The organism is Streptomyces sp. NPDC031426 (genome assembly GCF_055581585.1).
This window is the reverse complement of record NZ_JBVIJE010000016.1, coordinates 160943-176680: the sequence shown is the minus strand read 5'-3', so window position 1 is coordinate 176680 and position 15738 is coordinate 160943. Positions and strand designations below refer to the sequence as shown.

General features: G+C 68.0%; 13 protein-coding genes and 1 pseudogene. 9 read left to right on the top strand and 5 right to left on the bottom strand.

What is annotated here, in order from left to right; genetic code table 11:
- Positions 1 to 213 precede the first annotated feature (213 nt).
- The 3 genes from ACZ5NH_RS29660 to ACZ5NH_RS29650 form a co-directional block, all read right to left on the bottom strand.
- Positions 214 to 1071: a fumarylacetoacetate hydrolase family protein gene (locus tag ACZ5NH_RS29660; RefSeq protein WP_468779482.1), complete on the bottom strand. Its 858-nt coding sequence runs from the start codon at positions 1069 to 1071 to the stop codon at positions 214 to 216.
- A gap of 128 nt (positions 1072 to 1199) precedes the next feature.
- On the bottom strand, positions 1200 to 1943 hold the full coding sequence (locus tag ACZ5NH_RS29655; RefSeq protein WP_468779480.1) for a YidC/Oxa1 family membrane protein insertase: 744 nt from the start codon (positions 1941 to 1943) through the stop codon (positions 1200 to 1202).
- 92 nt (positions 1944 to 2035) lie between these two features.
- Positions 2036 to 2347, bottom strand: coding sequence for a DUF6412 domain-containing protein (locus ACZ5NH_RS29650; RefSeq protein ID WP_388627465.1), 312 nt, complete (start codon positions 2345 to 2347; stop codon positions 2036 to 2038).
- A gap of 104 nt (positions 2348 to 2451) precedes the next feature.
- Here ACZ5NH_RS29650 and ACZ5NH_RS29645 point away from each other — a divergent pair, with 104 nt between their 5' ends.
- Positions 2452 to 3288: a serine hydrolase domain-containing protein gene (locus tag ACZ5NH_RS29645; protein WP_468779478.1), complete on the top strand. Its 837-nt coding sequence runs from the start codon at positions 2452 to 2454 to the stop codon at positions 3286 to 3288.
- Positions 3289 to 3315: 27 nt separating this feature from the next.
- On the opposite strand, the gene ACZ5NH_RS29640 is transcribed toward ACZ5NH_RS29645, so the two are convergent.
- Positions 3316 to 3843 carry a winged helix-turn-helix transcriptional regulator gene (locus ACZ5NH_RS29640; RefSeq protein ID WP_388627462.1) on the bottom strand — a complete coding sequence of 176 codons (528 nt, stop codon included), beginning with the start codon at positions 3841 to 3843 and terminating at the stop codon, positions 3316 to 3318.
- Positions 3844 to 3998: 155 nt separating this feature from the next.
- On the opposite strand from ACZ5NH_RS29640, the gene ACZ5NH_RS29635 reads away from it, so the two are divergent.
- The gene (locus ACZ5NH_RS29635) at positions 3999 to 5396 is read left to right on the top strand and encodes an MFS transporter (RefSeq protein WP_468779476.1); all 1398 of its coding nucleotides are present in this window, start codon (positions 3999 to 4001) and stop codon (positions 5394 to 5396) included.
- A 24-nt stretch (positions 5397 to 5420) separates the two neighbouring features.
- Here the strand turns inward: ACZ5NH_RS29635 and ACZ5NH_RS29630 are convergent, their stop codons facing one another.
- On the bottom strand, positions 5421 to 6224 hold the full coding sequence (locus ACZ5NH_RS29630) for a class E sortase (RefSeq protein WP_468779474.1): 804 nt from the start codon (positions 6222 to 6224) through the stop codon (positions 5421 to 5423).
- Positions 6225 to 6611: 387 nt separating this feature from the next.
- On the opposite strand from ACZ5NH_RS29630, the gene ACZ5NH_RS29625 reads away from it, so the two are divergent.
- From ACZ5NH_RS29625 to ACZ5NH_RS29595, 7 genes and pseudogenes are all read left to right on the top strand, one after another.
- On the top strand, positions 6612 to 7628 hold the full coding sequence (locus ACZ5NH_RS29625) for a hypothetical protein (protein WP_468779472.1): 1017 nt from the start codon (positions 6612 to 6614) through the stop codon (positions 7626 to 7628).
- 375 nt (positions 7629 to 8003) lie between these two features.
- Positions 8004 to 8498 carry a very short patch repair endonuclease gene (locus ACZ5NH_RS29620; RefSeq protein ID WP_468779470.1) on the top strand — a complete coding sequence of 165 codons (495 nt, stop codon included), beginning with the start codon at positions 8004 to 8006 and terminating at the stop codon, positions 8496 to 8498.
- 116 nt (positions 8499 to 8614) lie between these two features.
- On the top strand, positions 8615 to 11170 hold the full coding sequence (locus tag ACZ5NH_RS29615; RefSeq protein ID WP_468779468.1) for a Z1 domain-containing protein: 2556 nt from the start codon (positions 8615 to 8617) through the stop codon (positions 11168 to 11170).
- Positions 11167 to 12192, top strand: coding sequence for a PD-(D/E)XK motif protein (locus ACZ5NH_RS29610; protein WP_468779467.1), 1026 nt, complete (start codon positions 11167 to 11169; stop codon positions 12190 to 12192). The genes ACZ5NH_RS29615 and ACZ5NH_RS29610 overlap by 4 nt, the downstream gene beginning before the upstream one ends.
- Complete coding sequence (locus ACZ5NH_RS29605) at positions 12189 to 14153, top strand: hypothetical protein (protein WP_468779465.1); 1965 nt, start codon at positions 12189 to 12191, stop codon at positions 14151 to 14153. The genes ACZ5NH_RS29610 and ACZ5NH_RS29605 overlap by 4 nt, the downstream gene beginning before the upstream one ends.
- Positions 14150 to 15046: a hypothetical protein gene (locus ACZ5NH_RS29600; protein ID WP_468779463.1), complete on the top strand. Its 897-nt coding sequence runs from the start codon at positions 14150 to 14152 to the stop codon at positions 15044 to 15046. The genes ACZ5NH_RS29605 and ACZ5NH_RS29600 overlap by 4 nt, the downstream gene beginning before the upstream one ends.
- Positions 15046 to 15702 (top strand): annotated as a pseudogene (locus ACZ5NH_RS29595) (DUF6339 family protein); the annotation flags it as partial. The gene ACZ5NH_RS29600 and the pseudogene ACZ5NH_RS29595, both read left to right, overlap by 1 nt.
- Between the last annotated feature and the right edge of the window lie 36 nt (positions 15703 to 15738).

Genomic DNA, 15738 nt, shown 5'->3' with positions numbered 1-15738 from the left:
AAGAGCCTGCGCGTCGACCGACACACCTACAAGGCCACCGTCAGCATCGACATCCTGTTGACAGCACCCATCAGCCCATAAACTTCATGGCCTTGCCCAAAAGGGGCGCGGGGCTGTATCGATATGCGGCTCCGCCGCGTGGGCGCGACCAGCCACGAACCACCCGCACCCGGCGACGGAACCGCAGTTCCCCGGCGCTCCCCAGCGGAGCGTCTACGCGTCCTTGAGCTCCTGCCGCTGCCGACCGAGCCCCGGAATCTCCAGCTCGACCACGTCCCCGGCCCGCAGATACGGCTTCGGCTCGGGCCGCCCCATGGCCACCCCCGCCGGCGTCCCCGTGTTGATGACATCCCCGGGATACAGCGTCATGAACTGGCTGACGTACCGCACGACCTCCGCCACGGGAAAGATCTGCTCGGCCGTCGTACCGTCCTGCTTCAACTCCCCGTTGACCCACAGCTTCAGCGACAGATCCTGCGGGTCGGCGACCTCGTCGGCCGTCACCAGCCACGGCCCCAGCGGATTGAACGTCTCGCAGTTCTTGCCCTTGTCCCAGGTGCCACCGCGCTCGATCTGGAACTCCCGCTCGGACACGTCGTGGGCCACCGCGTACCCCGCGACATGCGCGAGCGCCTCCTCGGCCGACGACAGATAGCGGGCCGTACGTCCGATGACGACCGCCAGCTCCACCTCCCAGTCGGTCTTGGCCGAGCCCCTCGGGACGAGCACCGTGTCGTTCGGCCCGACCACCGTGTCCGGCGCCTTGAAGAAGACCACCGGCTCGGCGGGCGGTTCGGCGCCGGTCTCGCGGGCGTGGTCGTGGTAGTTGAGCCCGATGCACACGATCTTCCCGATGCGGCCGAGCGGCGGCCCGATGCGGAGCCCCGCCGCGTCCAGCGCGGGCAGCTCGCCGGACTCGGCCGCCGCCCGTACCCGGTCGAGCGCGGCCTCGTCGGCGAGGAGCGCGCCGTCGATGTCGGCCACGAGGCGCGACAGGTCCCGCAGGGTCCCCTCGGCGTCGAGCAGCGCGGGCCGCTCGGCCCCTGCCGTACCGACTCGCAGCAGCTTCATGGTCACAATCTCCCTCGATCGCGGACGCCCGGACCGATGGGTGCAGCCATCGGAGGACTGGTCGATCGTCCAATCGGCCGGTCCAGTCCGCAAGACCTTGTTCACGTACTGGACCGTAACCGCGCCTGCTACCGGTACAGCGCGGCCCGTTCCAGCGCGGTCCAGGCCGTGCTGGTGACGACGTACAGCGCGGCGGCCAACGGTACGACCGCCACGGTGACGAGCGTGAAGAAGGACATGAACGGCATGACCTTGTTGACCGCGCCGAGCCCCGGCACCTGCTCGCCGCCCACCGCTCCCGCCGCGCCCGCGGCAATGGGATCGGCCGCCTTCATCCGCTTGGTACGAAGGCAGTTGAAGGTGGCGATGACCGCGACGGTCGCGAAGAGCCCGAGATAGACCAGCCCCGCCGGCCCGAACACCCCACCGCCGGCGAGGGCGTCGGCCCAGCGCCCGCCCAGCGGCGCCGCGAACAGCCGGTGGCCGAGCAGCCCGTTGCTCGCACCACCGATCGTGGAGCTGGAGAAGAGGTGGTAGAGGAGGAAGAAGGCGGGCAGCTGGAGCAGGCTGGGCAGACAGCCGGACAGCGGTGACACCTTTTCCTCGGCGTGCAGTTCGAGCACCGCCTGCTGCAGCCGCTGCGGGTCCTTGGCGTGCTTCCTGCGCAGTTCGGCGATGCGCGGCTGCAGTGCGGCGCGGGCGCGCCCGCCGCGGGCGGCGGCGCGGGACAGGGGGTGGACGAGGAGTCGTACGAGCGCGGTGAACAGGACGATCGCGGCGGCGGCCGCGGAGGTGTGGAAGAGCGGCTGGAGCAGGTCGGCGAGCTGCTCGACCAGACGGGCGAAGACGGAGAAGACAGAGAAGACGGACATGGGTGAGCCCTCCGGGGGTCTCGTCGTGCCGGAAGTGAACAGAGCGGCATGACGACCCGCGCGGGGTCACGTGTGCGAAGGAGGGACGTGCCCTACGCGGCGGTCGCCGGAAGGACGTGCCCGGGTGCCCTGGGCCGGCGCCGGCCGGGCGCGTCGGGATCGCGCTGCGGCAGGAAGGCCGTACGCCGGGCCCGGTCGCGGATCGCCGTACGCACCCGGGTGGGCGGGACGGCGGGCGCACAGCGGGCGGCGATCAGCGCGCAGGCGGTGAACGCCGCCCCGGCCGCCGCGGTCGCGGCGAGCGCCACGGTCGCGGAGAGGTTGCCGGTGTCGAGCAGCATGAGCGGCAGGAGCAGAAGCAGCAGCGGGGCGAGCGCACGCGACCGCGCGAGACTGCGGACCACTTGGCTTTCCCCTTCCACGGTCTCAACCTCCGGTGCCTGTTTGCCCTTTATACAGGTAGAGCCGAATACAGGCAGAGCCGACCCGGCACCGGAAAGGGCCCCGCATGCCGCGCACTCCCACCTGCGTCCTGACCGACACGTCTCCCGCGCAGGTAGACCACGGTCACGCCGTGGACCGGTTCGTCGAGATCGGCTCCTTCACCAAGGTGCTCACCGGTACGGCGCTCATGCGCATGGCCGCCGCGGACCTGCTCGACGTCGACGATCCCGTCGAGCGCTGGCTCCCCGCCGCGCCGCGCACCGGCATCACGCTGCGGCACCTGGCCGCGCACACCTCCGGGCTGCCGCGCCTTCCGCCCGGCGCCGGGGGCCGCGATCCGTACGCCGCGTTCGACGGCGACGCGCTGCAGCGGCTGCTCGGGCGGCTGGACGGGGTCGTGGTCCGGCCGCCGGGAGAGCAGGAGGAGTACTCCAACCTCGGGTACGCGGTCCTGGGCGCGGCACTGGTCGGCGCGGCCGGTGCGCCGTACGAGGAGCTGCTCGCCGAGCATGTCCTGCGGCCGCTGGACGTGCATGAGGTCAGCGCGCGTCCCGACCCCGGCCGGCGCCTGCTGGCTCCCGGGTTCTTCGGCAGGACCCGCAGGCCCTGGACCATGGACGGGGCGATCCTTCCGGCGGGCGGTCTGTGGGCGACCCCGCGTGCGGTCGCCGATCTGCTGGTCCGGCTGGTGCTGGAGCGCCGGCTGGGAGATCCCGCCCCCTCCTGGCAGACGGCCGGCCCGCTGCTCTGGCACAACGGCGCGACCCGCCATGCCTCCGTCTTCGCCGGAGCCATGGCGGACGGCCGGTGGGTGGTCGTCCACCGGCTGGGCGGCCGGGCGGAGGCGACGGATCAGGCCGGGATCGACGTCCTCAGGGGCGCCGGATCGGGCAGCTCCTGACCGGCCGGCTCGGAGCACGGCCTGTGGTCAGGCCGGTTCCGTCTCCAGCGGCTCCAGCAGCCGCTTCGGCTTCAGCAGGACCCGGCTGACCGGATCCGCCGGGTCGGGGTCGAGGCCCGGGCCGGGCTCCATGACCACGTCCTCGACCGGTACGACGACCCCGCAGGCGGGGCATTCGCCGTACGGCCCGAGGTCCGTGCCGCAGGCCGCGTGCCGGAAGTACCGCAGCTGTGTCTCGGTGAAGTGCTCGCGGCCCCACAGGCCGAGGGCCCGCAGGGTGGGCCACAGGGCGATGCCGCGCTCGGTGAGGACGTACTCGTCGCGCGGCGGCGACTCCTGGTACCGGCGCTTTTCGAGGATGCCCTCGGCGGTCAGGGTCTGCAGGCGGGCGGCCAGGACGGCGCGCGGGATGCCGAGGTGGACCAGGAAGTCGTTGTAGCGCCGCACGCCGTAGAGCGCGTCCCGGACGACGAGCAGCGTCCAGCGCTCGCCGACGACCTCGAGCGCGCGGGCGATCGAGCACTCCTGTGTCGCGTAGTCCTTGCCCAGTGCCATGCCGTCCACTGTAACCACTTTCCGACACATGGGTTCAGTGACCGAACCAACGGTGTTACGGTGGAGGAGCCAGGTCAGTTCAATGACCGAACTGACAGCCGGTTCGCCGAGTGACCCACACGTCACCGCAGGCCCCGTAAGGACAGGACCCCGCCATGACCGGGCTCGACTCCGCCACCACCCCCGCCACCACTGCCGTACGCGGCACGAGCGCCCGCGACGCCCCCGTACGCCCCCGGGCCACCCTGGCCCTGACCAGCGCTGCCACCGCCGTGGCGCTGATGACGTACACGGCCCCGATGGTCACGCTCCCGGAGACCGCGGCCGCCCTGCACACCCCGCTCTCCGGCCAGGCCTGGCTGCTGAACGGCACCCCGCTGGGCCTCGCCGCCCTGCTGCTGGTGGCCGGCAGCCTCGCCGACGACTACGGCCGCCGCCGCATCTTCCTCGGCGGCACCCTGGCCCTCGGCATCACCACCGCCCTCGCCGCCTTCACCACCTCGACCTGGCAGTTCACCCTCGCCCGGATCGCCCAGGGCGCGGCGAGCGCGGCGATCCTGGCCAGCAGCCTCGGACTGCTCGTGGCCGCCTTCCCCACGCCACGCGGCCGACTGCACGCCACCGGTGTGTGGGGCGCCTTCGTCAGCGGCGGCATCGCGGTCGGCCCGCTGGTCGCGGGCGCCCTGCCGACCTGGCGGATGGCGTACGGCGTCCTGGGCGCCGCCGCCGTCGTCGTGGCCGCGCTGGGCACCCGTACGCTGACCGAGTCCCGCGCCCCGCGCGGGGGCCGGCCGGACGTCCTCGGCGCCCTGACCTTCGGCCTCGCCCTGGTCGCCCTGGTGGCGGCCCTGACCCTGGGCCGCGACGGCTGGCTCCGCGCACCGGTGGGACTGCTGCTGGCCGCCGCCGTCCTCCTGATCGCGCTCTTCGCCGCCGTGGAACACCGGACCGGCACGCCGATGATCGACCTCGGCCTGCTGCGCCACGCCCGCTTCCTGGCCTCGGCCGCCGGCGGCCTGTTCACGGGCCTAGCGGTGATCGGCATGTTCAGCTTCCTGCCGGCCCTGTTCCAGCAGACGCTCCGCCTGTCCCCGATGGGCACGGCGTGGCTGCTCCTGCTCTGGTCCGGCCTGAGCTTCGCGGTGGCCCTCCAGGTCAAGCACCTGGCCGGCCGTATCGCCCCGCGCGCCCAACTTGCCGTCGGCTTCACCCTGCACACCATCGCCGTACTGACCATGCTCGGCGCCCTCGCCTCCGGCTCCTGGACCCGGCTGCTGCCCGGCCTGATCATCAGCGGAGTGGGCAGCGGCCTGCTCAACGGCGCGCTGCCGCTGCTCGCCGTCGAGTCGGTCCCGCGCGAACGCGCCGCGATGGGCTCCGGCGCCCAGCAGACCTTCCGCTACATCGGCTCCTGCGCGGGCGTGGCCCTGACCATCGCCCTCGCCACGTCCACCGGCAACCTGGCCCACGGCGCGAACATCGCCCTGCTGGTGTCGGCGGTGCTCGCGGCGGTCGGGGCGGTGAGCGTGCTGGCGCTGCGGGAGCGGGCGTAGCGGCGCGCTGAACAGGCCGGGCGCTCAGCGGGGCCGCATGGACACCAGCTTCCCCCACACCACCATCCGGTAGCGCGAGGTGAACTCGGGGGTGCAGGTGGTGAGGGTGATGTAGTAGCCGGGCTGGTCGTACCCGTACCCGGGCCGGACGAGCGAGCGCGGGACCGGCCGCACGACCCCCGAGTCCAGGGCGGAGGTCTGCGGCAGGATCTGGTCGACGTCGTACGTGTACGTCGCCGTCCGCGTCTCCACCTCGATGTCGTCCCCGCGCCGCAACCGGGGCAGGTACCGGAACGGCTCGCCGTGCGTGTTGCGGTGCCCGGCGAGCGCGAAGTTGCCCGCCTGCCCCGGCTGTTGGGTCCCCCGGTAATGGCCGACGTACCCCTTGTTGAGGACGTCGGCCTTGCTCACACCCTCGGCGATGGGCACGCGCAGCCCCAGCCGGGGGATGGTGAGGACCGCGTACGCCTGGGACCGCAGGGGCAGACTGACCGGCGTGTACGACCGCTGCGGCGCACGGGACTCGGAGGCGTCCGGGGTCGATGCGGGGGCCGTGGATGGTGAGCTGGAGGTGGCGTTGGGCGCCGGGGCCGCGCCACCGGCGCCGTACCCCCCATCCCCCCACTCCCGCTCCAGCGCCTCCACCTGCCGCTCGGCGCCGCGCCGGGCCTCCCGGTTGGTCCACCACAGCTGGTGCACGACCAGCAGCATGAGCAGCACACCGACGGTGACGAGCGCCTCGGCCCCGCCCCACAGCACGCGCCGCCGCCGGGCACGCCGACGCCGATCGCTGTGCCGTACGACCCGCACACCCGACCATGCCGGCATCCGCACCCACCTCCACGGGCCCCACGGGAGCCGCCCGCAGGGTAGGCGCAACGGGCACAACTGGCCATAGTCGCAAGCGAATCACCGACTTGACGACTTCCTCAACGGGTTTGAGAAACGACGGCTACCAGGGCTCGGGCGGCCGCCGCGACCTGCTCCACACGGACGTGGTGACGACGGCGGGCAAGGCCCTGTGGAACTCGGAGACGACGGGCGGATCGGACCTCTACAAACCGCACGTCTCCGGCAAGTCCCTGTCGGTCCTCTTCGCACCGAAGTCGATCCAGACGCTCCAAGTGGACGGAGTGACGGTGCGAGGAGAGCAGAGGGAAGCCAATGAACTGGCCATACTCCCTCCTGTCACCGCTCGGCAGTACGGTGTCCCCCATGCGCCCCGACACGCCTGCCGAGAACGTCGACCACACCGCCGAAGCGGCACGCCTGGAGCGAACCGCCGGACTGTACCCCGAGGACGCCGAGGCCCTGCTGCTGCGGGCGGCGGCCCACCTCGAACTGTCCGGCGACCGCCCCGCGGCCACCGCGCTCTACGACCGCCTGCTGTCCACGACGGACGCCCTGGAGAACCCCGCCCTCGTACGAGCCCTGAAGGCGTCGAACCTCTGGGAGTACGGCCACGAGGCGGAGGCAAGGGCGATCATCGAGGGCCTGCGCACCTCCGCTCCCCGCGACCCGGCCCCCTGGGTGATCATCGCGGAGTCCCTGGAGTCGCACGACGAGCTGGAGGCCGCGGCGGAGACCTTCACGGAGGGGGCGAGCCTGCTCCTGCCGGAGGCGGACGCCCCGGAACCCGCACCCGCCACCCACCCCCTTCTCTACGGCCGCCACCGCGTCCGTCGCATGCTGGGCCTGCCCCACGACACCTGGGACACCCTGGCGGACACGCTCCACACGTCCCCCGTGCCCCTGGACGAGCTCCACGACCCCAAACGCGTCTGGTCCCTGGGCTCGGAGAACCCGGCGGAACTCCAGGCGGAGATCACCCGCCTCCAAGCCGAACTGGGCGCCTACAGAGAGGCCCTCTCCCGCCCCTTCCCGGTGGCGGTCCTCCACTGGCCGGCGGGCGAGCTGACGGAACTCCTCTCGGCCTACCCGCCCCTTGCCGTGGAGTACCCCTCCCACGACACCCACCTCGCGACCATAGAGTCGTCCCTGCGCGAGCTGTCGTCTTCGGGCACGGCGAACCTGGGCATCGTGACGGGGACGGTCCCTTCGTACGAGGCGTTCGCGGCGTCGGAGGGGTCGTCACCGGGGGACGTCACGCTGCTGCCGCAGTATGCGACGACGCTGGCGGCGCGGGGGCGGGCGGTGGCTTGGCCGCCGGGGAGGGGGGCGGAGTGCTGGTGTGGCTCTGCCCAGTTCTATGACGCATGCCACGGAGCGTAAGAACACGCCGATCCGCCACTTCCGCAAGCCTCCGCCCCAGCCCGGCGTGCCGCCACCCAGCCCGGCGCGCTCCTCACTCCGGCTGCCCACCCAGCCCACCGAACGGCCACACACCTGGGCCCCGCCTTCCCCGGGCCGCCCGCTCGCTTCTTCCCCGTGCTGGAGCGGCCCGGGTCAAGGGTGGCCCGCAGGGCCATCGGCGCAGCCGACGCGGGAGTGGAGCGCAGCGGAACGGACGCGCCCTTGAGGGGGGCCGAGGAAGCACGACAATGCCGAGAAGCGGGCGGCCCAGCTTGCTCTCCGCAGCTCCGAACCCAAGACTGCTTTTCCCTGGCGCGGCCACACAGCTCCAGTTACGCCGGCAGAATTGTTGCCGTGTCACATGCAGTGCCTTCCTCCGCCGCTGTCTCCGCTCGCATGAGCCGACAAGGATCGCGCGACACGGCGCCCGAAGTCGCGGTTCGCCGACTCCTTCACTCGGCAGGACTGCGGTACCGAGTGAACCGGCCAGTACCGGGCATGCCTCGGCGGACGATCGACATCGTCTTCACCAAAGCCAAGGTGGCGATCTTTCTGGACGGCTGTTTCTGGCACGGCTGCCCCGAACACGCCACGCATCCGAAAGTCAACGCTGCGTGGTGGCGCGCCAAGCTCGACAAGAACATGGCGCGCGATCTGGAGACGACCGAGCACCTGCAGGCCGAGGGTTGGACGGTGTTGCGCTTCTGGGAGCACGAATCCCCCGAGGACGTGGCCCGCCGAATCGCACAGTCGGTAACGCCGAAGGGCGGTCACACGCCAGAGGGCGGTCGAGCTGCGTCAAGCATCAATCCGGACACGGTCCTTGGTAGTGACAACCATCTGACCTAATAATGTGTAGGCCTTGTAAAGGTGACGCTGGGGCACCTGCCGGACGCTGGGCTTCCGGAGCGCGGGCCTGCCGATCCAGACACATGAACGAGTGGGAGCGGGGGCGGTCGGAACCTATGACCGACGAGTTCGACGGCATGTATGACACCTTCAAGGCGCTCCTGGACGCCTTCCCGCCTTCGGAAGCGGTCAAGCGGCTGGAGATGCTGGGGGTCAGCCCGGAGATTGTCCAGGAGATCCGCGAGCGCCACGAACAGCAGACGATACGTATCAAGGAACTCGAAGAGCCCCATGCCGTCATCCTCGGGAACCGCGACACGTGGTACACGGGGCCGCAGGACAAGGACAAGTGCTGGCCGGCGATTGTCGAGCTGCTACGGAAAGACGGCTGGCCCGTTGAACCGGCCATCCGCAATCTCGACGACTCCTCGACTCGCGTGGTCTCCCTGCTGAACCACCCGAAGGAGAAATCGTTCTCCACGCGCGGTCTGGTCGTGGGCTACGTGCAGTCCGGCAAGACAACCAACTTCACCTCCGTCATGGCCAAGGCGGCCGACCGCGGCTACAAGCTCTTCATCGTTCTGGCGGGCATCCACAACGGCCTCCGACGCCAGACCCAAGCTCGCCTGGTCCAGCAACTCGTAGAACCCAACCCGTCCCTGTGGTCCCAGCTGACCGGGTTGGACAAGGACTTCACTCCTCAGGAGAATCCGGCTTCCTACTTCGGCAAGAGCAACAAGACGCACGTACTGTGTGTGGTCAAGAAGAACGCGACGGTGCTTCGCAAACTGGCGCAGTGGCTGGAGAAGGCCGCCGACTACTTGCAGGACTGCCCGGCGTTGATCATTGACGACGAGGCAGACCAGGCGACGGTTGCGACGAAGTCCATCAACCCTCTGATCCTCAACATCATGAGCAGCCTGCCGCGTTCCGCATACGTGGGCTACACGGCGTCTCCTTTCGCCAACCTGCTCATTGATCCGAGCGCGCAGGACTTGTATCCCCGCGACTTCGTTGCGAACCTCCCGAAGCCGGAGGGGCACTTTGGAACGGAGGTTCTGTTCGGCCGCTATGCGCTCGACGGCGAAGACCCCGAGCAGGTCGACGACGGATACGACATGATCCGTTCGGTCCCCGACGACGATGTGCCGTGTGTCCGCCCGGAGACGAGGGCCGACGTCGATGGCTTCGAACCCGTCATCACCGACACGCTCCGCCGGGCCGTCGAGTACTTCTGGCTGACCACGGCAGCTCGTCGTGTGCGTCGTAAGGGTAACCCGCACAGCACAATGTTGGTTCACACCAGCGTCAACACGGCTGTGCACAACAGCTTCAAGCGCCCGTTGGAACACTTGCTGAAGCGCGCCGGCGAATCACTGGCTGACGCAAGCTTCCTCGCACGGCTGCGTGACCTCTGGGACAAGGAGACCGGGCGAGTACCTGCGGAAGAGTTCGGCGAGAAGAAGGTCGCCTTCGAAGACTTGGCACCCGAGCTGCCCGGTGTGCTTCGAAGCTGCCGCGTCATCATGGACAACTCCAGCAGCGAGGATCGCCTGGACTACGAGAACGGCCCGGTCGTGGCAATCGCAGTCGGCGGCAACACACTTTCCCGCGGACTGACTCTCGAAGGATTGTCGGTCAGCTACTTCGTACGCGCCGTCTCGGCGTATGACACGCTGCTGCAGATGGGGCGTTGGTTCGGCTTCAGGAACGGCTACGCGGATCTACCTCGGATCTGGATGACCGACGAGCTGGCCGAGTGGTTCCGTCATCTCGCCACCGTCGAGACGGAAATGCGCCGGGACATCGACATATACATGACCGAGGCCGAGACACCGCTCACCTTCGCCGTACGGCTGCGCACACACCCTGCACTGCGCGTCACTGCGGCGGCCAAGATGCGCGACGCCGTCACCGCAGCTTCTTCATACGGTGGCAAGCGAGTCCAGACCCATTACTTCCGCACGGACGCGGACTGGCTCCGAGGGAACATCACCGCAGCGCGCGACCTCGTGTCCGCGTCTCGCTCGCATGCGGTTCGAATAGAGGACCGATCATCGGAAGGGCGCTACGTCTTCCGTGACGTGTCTCACGACGTGGTGACCAATTTCCTCAGCGCCTACAAATTCCATGAAAAATCGCCAGAGAATGACGCCGACCTGATCATCGGCTACATCCAGAAGCGGATCAAAGCAGCCGACTCCCTTCGCCGTTGGAACGTGGCGATTGTCGGTAACCCCAAAGGTGAGCCATTCGACTTTGCTTCGGGTATCAGCGTCGGGCTCAACAGCCGTGCTCGTCTTGCCGTGAGCAATCCCGATCCCTATTTCGCCGACATCAAGACGCTCATGAGCCGCAGGGACGCCGCTGTAGATCTGGACGGCGACACGGCAAAACTGACCGAGAAAGGCATCATGGACAAGCGCCATGATCTTCTCCCGGACACTGGGCTGTTGGTTCTCTATCCGATCGACAAGGTATCCACGCCCGACCCGACCAAGAAGCTCCGCGCACCGCTCAACGCCGAGGAGCACGTCATAGGTGTGGGTCTGGTATTCCCCGAGCCCCAGCATGGGGACAGCACGGTCGAGAAATACATCTCTGCCAACCTTTCGGGACTGCGCATCGAGGACGAGGACTACAGCCTGCTCGTCGAAGGCGAAGACGCGTGAACGACGAGGCCTTCCGAAAGTTGGTCGAAGAGCATTGGGTTGCACTCGAGGCAGAGCAGACCACCGGTGAACGCCGTCTGCGTATGTCACAGCTGCCAGTGATGACGGCTCAAGGGGCCCTGGCCGCAGGTGTCGACCATGACGGGTACCGCCACGTGCTGGTGCCGGTGCACACGCATCGGAAACTCCGGACCAGTCCTGACGGCCCCGTACTCCGGCTGCGCAAGCGTCCGTTGGAAGACGATGAGACGTATCAGACGTATGCCGATCTCGCCTGCCTGCGCACGGATCTCAACGACCTGTTCACGGGCCTGTGTGTCGACGTGCTGAGCGCGGTTGCGGCCCTGCCCGAGAATCCGGTCAAGGCGCTTTACGGAGTCCTTGACCGCTGGAAGGCGCTCTTCCAGTCGCAGAGTGCTCCACTCGGACCTGAACAGATCGCTGGATTGTTCGGCGAGCTGCTGGTGTTGCGTCGGCTCCTCTCACGCGACTCCAGCGCCCACCGGATCTGGCGCGGACCTGAAAGTCACACTCACGACTTCGTCGCGGGGAAGCTGGCTGTAGAGGTCAAGGCAAGCAGTGGGACCGGAATCCGAAAGCCCCGGATACACGGGCTCGACCAGCTCGACGCTCCCCCCGGTGGGACGCTCTTTCTGGCCTGGTTCCGTCTGGAGACTCCTGAACCAAGTGGTGCCGGGCTCGAATTCTTGGAGTTGCTGGAGCAGACGCTTCATTCATGCGACGACGAGGCCGCCCTCCTCAACATGCTCGCTGCGGCCGGCTACCGCCCCATCGATGCGGAGAAGTACCGGGGCGTTCGTTTTATGGTCAGGGAAGAAAGGTGGTACCGGGTGGGTCCTGACTTCCCTCGACTGACGACGCAAACCCTTCTCGAGGCAGGTGTGCCGGTATCCATTCTGGACGTCGAGTACACGATCGACCTGTCCACCGACATTCCTGCCCCCATGGCCGCCGATGAGGTGGTTCAAATTCTCGACCGTCTCATCCAGGAGTCTGCGTGACCGGGCCCAGGTGGTTCTCCCAGCCTTATCCTCCGGAAGGCGCGAGCGCCGCCGAAGGTATTCGCAACCAGTTGGGGCGTCCAGAACTGGACCTGCTCACAATCCTCGTGCGCGAGTCCGCTCAGAACAGCTGGGATGCCCGCCTTTCCCAGTCCGACGTTCCCGTTGACTATCGCATCGACATGTGGACCGTCGGCCCTGCCCACACCGGGGCGTGGAGGGAGCTGCTGCTTTCCGGTGCTCCCGCCCCGAGTGGCGACAATTTTCCACTCCGGGAGACCCTCCGACGCGGCTCGATCCGTGTACTGGCGGTGTCCGACCGGGGCACTCGAGGGCTCGGAGGGCCGACCCGCGCGGACGACGCCGTGGGTCCCGACCGCGACTTCGTCTCCTTCATCCGCAACATCGGGGAACCTCGCGACACCGCTCTGGGGGGCGGCACCTACGGCTTCGGCAAGGGCATCTTCTATCTGCTGTCCAAGCCCGGAACGGTGCTGGTCCATTCCCGCTGCCGTACTCGGCACGGAGGGTACGAGACCCGTCTCATCGGTTGCACCTTGTGGAAGAGCTACGTGGCTCTGGCGGACCAGAGTGAACGTCGCTACACCGGTAGGCACTGGTGGGGTGACACTTCGGGCAGCGTCGTCGAACCGCTTGTCGGAGAGGCGGCCGAGACCACCGCGCAACGCCTCGGCCTCAAGGCTTTCGGGGCGCGGGAGACCGGTACGACGGTTGTCGTCCTTGATCCCAATCTCGATGAGTTCGAAGGACCGCAAGCCGCTGACTACTTGTGTGACACCATTGCCTGGCATCTTTGGCCCAAGATGATCAGCACGGCTGACAGACCGGCCGTCATGCGCTTCTCCGTCACGTGTGACGGTGTTCCACATGCGGTGCCCGATCCTCGGAGTACCCGCCCGTTGAACATGTTCGTCGCGGCGTACGAAGAGATGGCCGGACCGGGCCGGACCGACCTCGAATGTCACAAACCCAAGCGTTATTTGGGACGACTTGGCCTGGTCAAGCGCATCATGCCGCCGCTCGAGCCCACACGGGCCTCACGCATGATGGACGTAGAGGACCTGATCCATCATGTCTGCCTGATGCGCCCCGCTGAGCTCGTAGTCACATACCATCCGGGACCGAAGCCGCCCAGCACGAATCAGGGATACGCCGGTGTCTTTCGCGCCGACGAGGCGATGGACGACATATACGCCAAGGCGGAGCCTCCCACGCACGATGCCTGGAACCCGCACTCCCTCGAAAGACCGGAAAGCACCTTCGTTCACACGACCTTCCGGCGCATCAACGAAGCGCTGGAACGGCTGCTGTCCCTCAGCGGCACAGCACGTCCGGGCGCCAGCAACGTAGCGCTCGGCGCGGCCAGTTCGATGTTCTCCGGCCTGGTCGGTGGTGCCTGGGGCATCGGTGGAGCCACGGCCTACTCCAAGCCCGGCAGCACCGCGATGCGCGACGCCGGCTCGGACGCCGACGAGACGAAGCGTGCGGCATCCGGCCGTCAGGTACAGACAGCCCCAGGGCTCGATTCCGGTCTCGGGTCCCACGCCACGAACGAATCGCTCTCCGGGGGCGTGGAAACCGCCAATGGGGATCCCGTCATCCGCCGGCCACGAGTGCAGTACGTCGGCGAACCCTATTACGACGATCGCGGGGACAGCTCGGTGCTGGTTCAGGAGTTCCGACTTCCCGTGCCGGGGCCCCAGCGCGTACGCATCGACCTTGCAGTCACTCTCCCCGGTACCGGCGGGCGCGAGACCGATCCGCCGATCGGTGCGAGCATGCCCGAGCTGGTCGGCTGGGAGGACGACATGGGCCGCTTGTACCCCTCGGACCCTCTCGTGCTTGATGGCGGAGATTCCATCTGGCGCGCAGTCGTGCGGCCGGCGCCGGACACCATGACTGAGATCGGTATCAAGGTCGAGGCGGTGAAGAGCCCGTGACTCGACGTGTCCTTCCTTATCGCGTGCCATCGGAGAACGTCGTCAACGCCGAACCGTGGCGACTCGTCGTCGAAGACGGTGAGGTGGCCCTGCCCAAGGCGTTGCCGGACTGGGACTATCACACGGATCTGCGCGTGCGGAGGCACATCCGCATCGACGTGGACCAGGCACGCAGGCAGTCCGGCCTGCCCGAAGATGCCCCTCTTCTGATCTCCGTCGTGTGGACGGCCACCGGTTCAAATCTGAGCGGCCCGGCCCAGCACATGCGTTTGACGGGAGCAGGCACCGTCACCACTGAATTCGACGTGCTTCTGCATGGTTCCGATCTCGGTGGTCTGCTGCTCCTGGACACCGCTCTCCTACTGGCCGATCGGAGGAACGACGCCCGCCCCTCGTCGCCACGGCGAGCGGGTTCCGTGCTCTGGAGCGACCGATCGGAACTGCGTCTTCAGGGTGATGCGCCCCAGTTCCCCATGGCCGTCATCGACTTCGCCCGCACGTCGTTCCCGGACGACGCAGCATGGCATCTGCAGATCAGTGGCGGCATGGAGCACGCCACCATGGGGGCATTGCTCTTGCTGGTCAATGAGCGAAATGCGGTCACGGCCACAGCATTCCAAAATGCCGCCAGGCCCCGCCCGGTTGATCGAATCGTGCTCTCCGCTGTTTACGCGGATGCGGCCAGAACCATGATCGAGCACGCCCTCACCGATGACGATTTTGGAGAGGATGCCGACTACCCGGACGGCTCACTGGGTGCCACGCTGCTCAGCCTGTTCGACCAACTCTTCCCAGGGCAGTCGATCACTGACGTACGTCTGCGCCAACGGCAGTCGCCGGCCTTGTTCGCCTCAGACCTGCAAGCTGCCGTACGAATCTTCGAGGTGTCGTGATGAGCTTCCTATACCCTCGGCTCCTCGCCGCGCAGGCGAGACCGCTCTTCGACGAGTACAGGGAGCTCACTGTCGGGGAACTGTCCCGCCGTGTGGCGGTCGCACACGACTCAGCCGTCTATGTGGCAACGGGCGGTGACCGCGTCCCCCCTGCTCAGCTCCGGGAGCTGAGGGAGGGCGTTCTCGACCTGGCGAAGCAGGCAGGCTTCCCGGACGACTCCGACCGAAACCGTAATGCGGATTTCGATCTGCAGTTGGCTGCGCTGCTCCACGCCGAGATGGGAATGGTGCCCGCTGAGGCCGCTTCCCGGGACGTGTGGGCCTTTCTCGCACTGGTCCTTCTCCCGGACGTCGCGTTCTGGCGTTATCCTCAGCCGCCCAAGGATCGTGTTCTCGGTACCGACCTCACACGACACGTATTCGGCCGGCTTTGGTGGCGCGCTCAGCTCGTGCGTTCCACCGACGATCCGGAACCGTACGCCGCGCTCAAGATCCTTGGTGAGGCCGCGTTCGACCAGATCTACGCCCGACGCGCTGCGCTCGGCGGAAGCCCCCACCTCGTCCGCGCGATCCTCCGCGTTTGGAAGGACCTGGATCTCAGGGGCCTGAACGAACGCGACACACTCCGTGATTTCCTCAAGCGACTGCTTCGGCTGGCGCCATTCGTCCTGTTCGACGGCATCGAAGAGCAT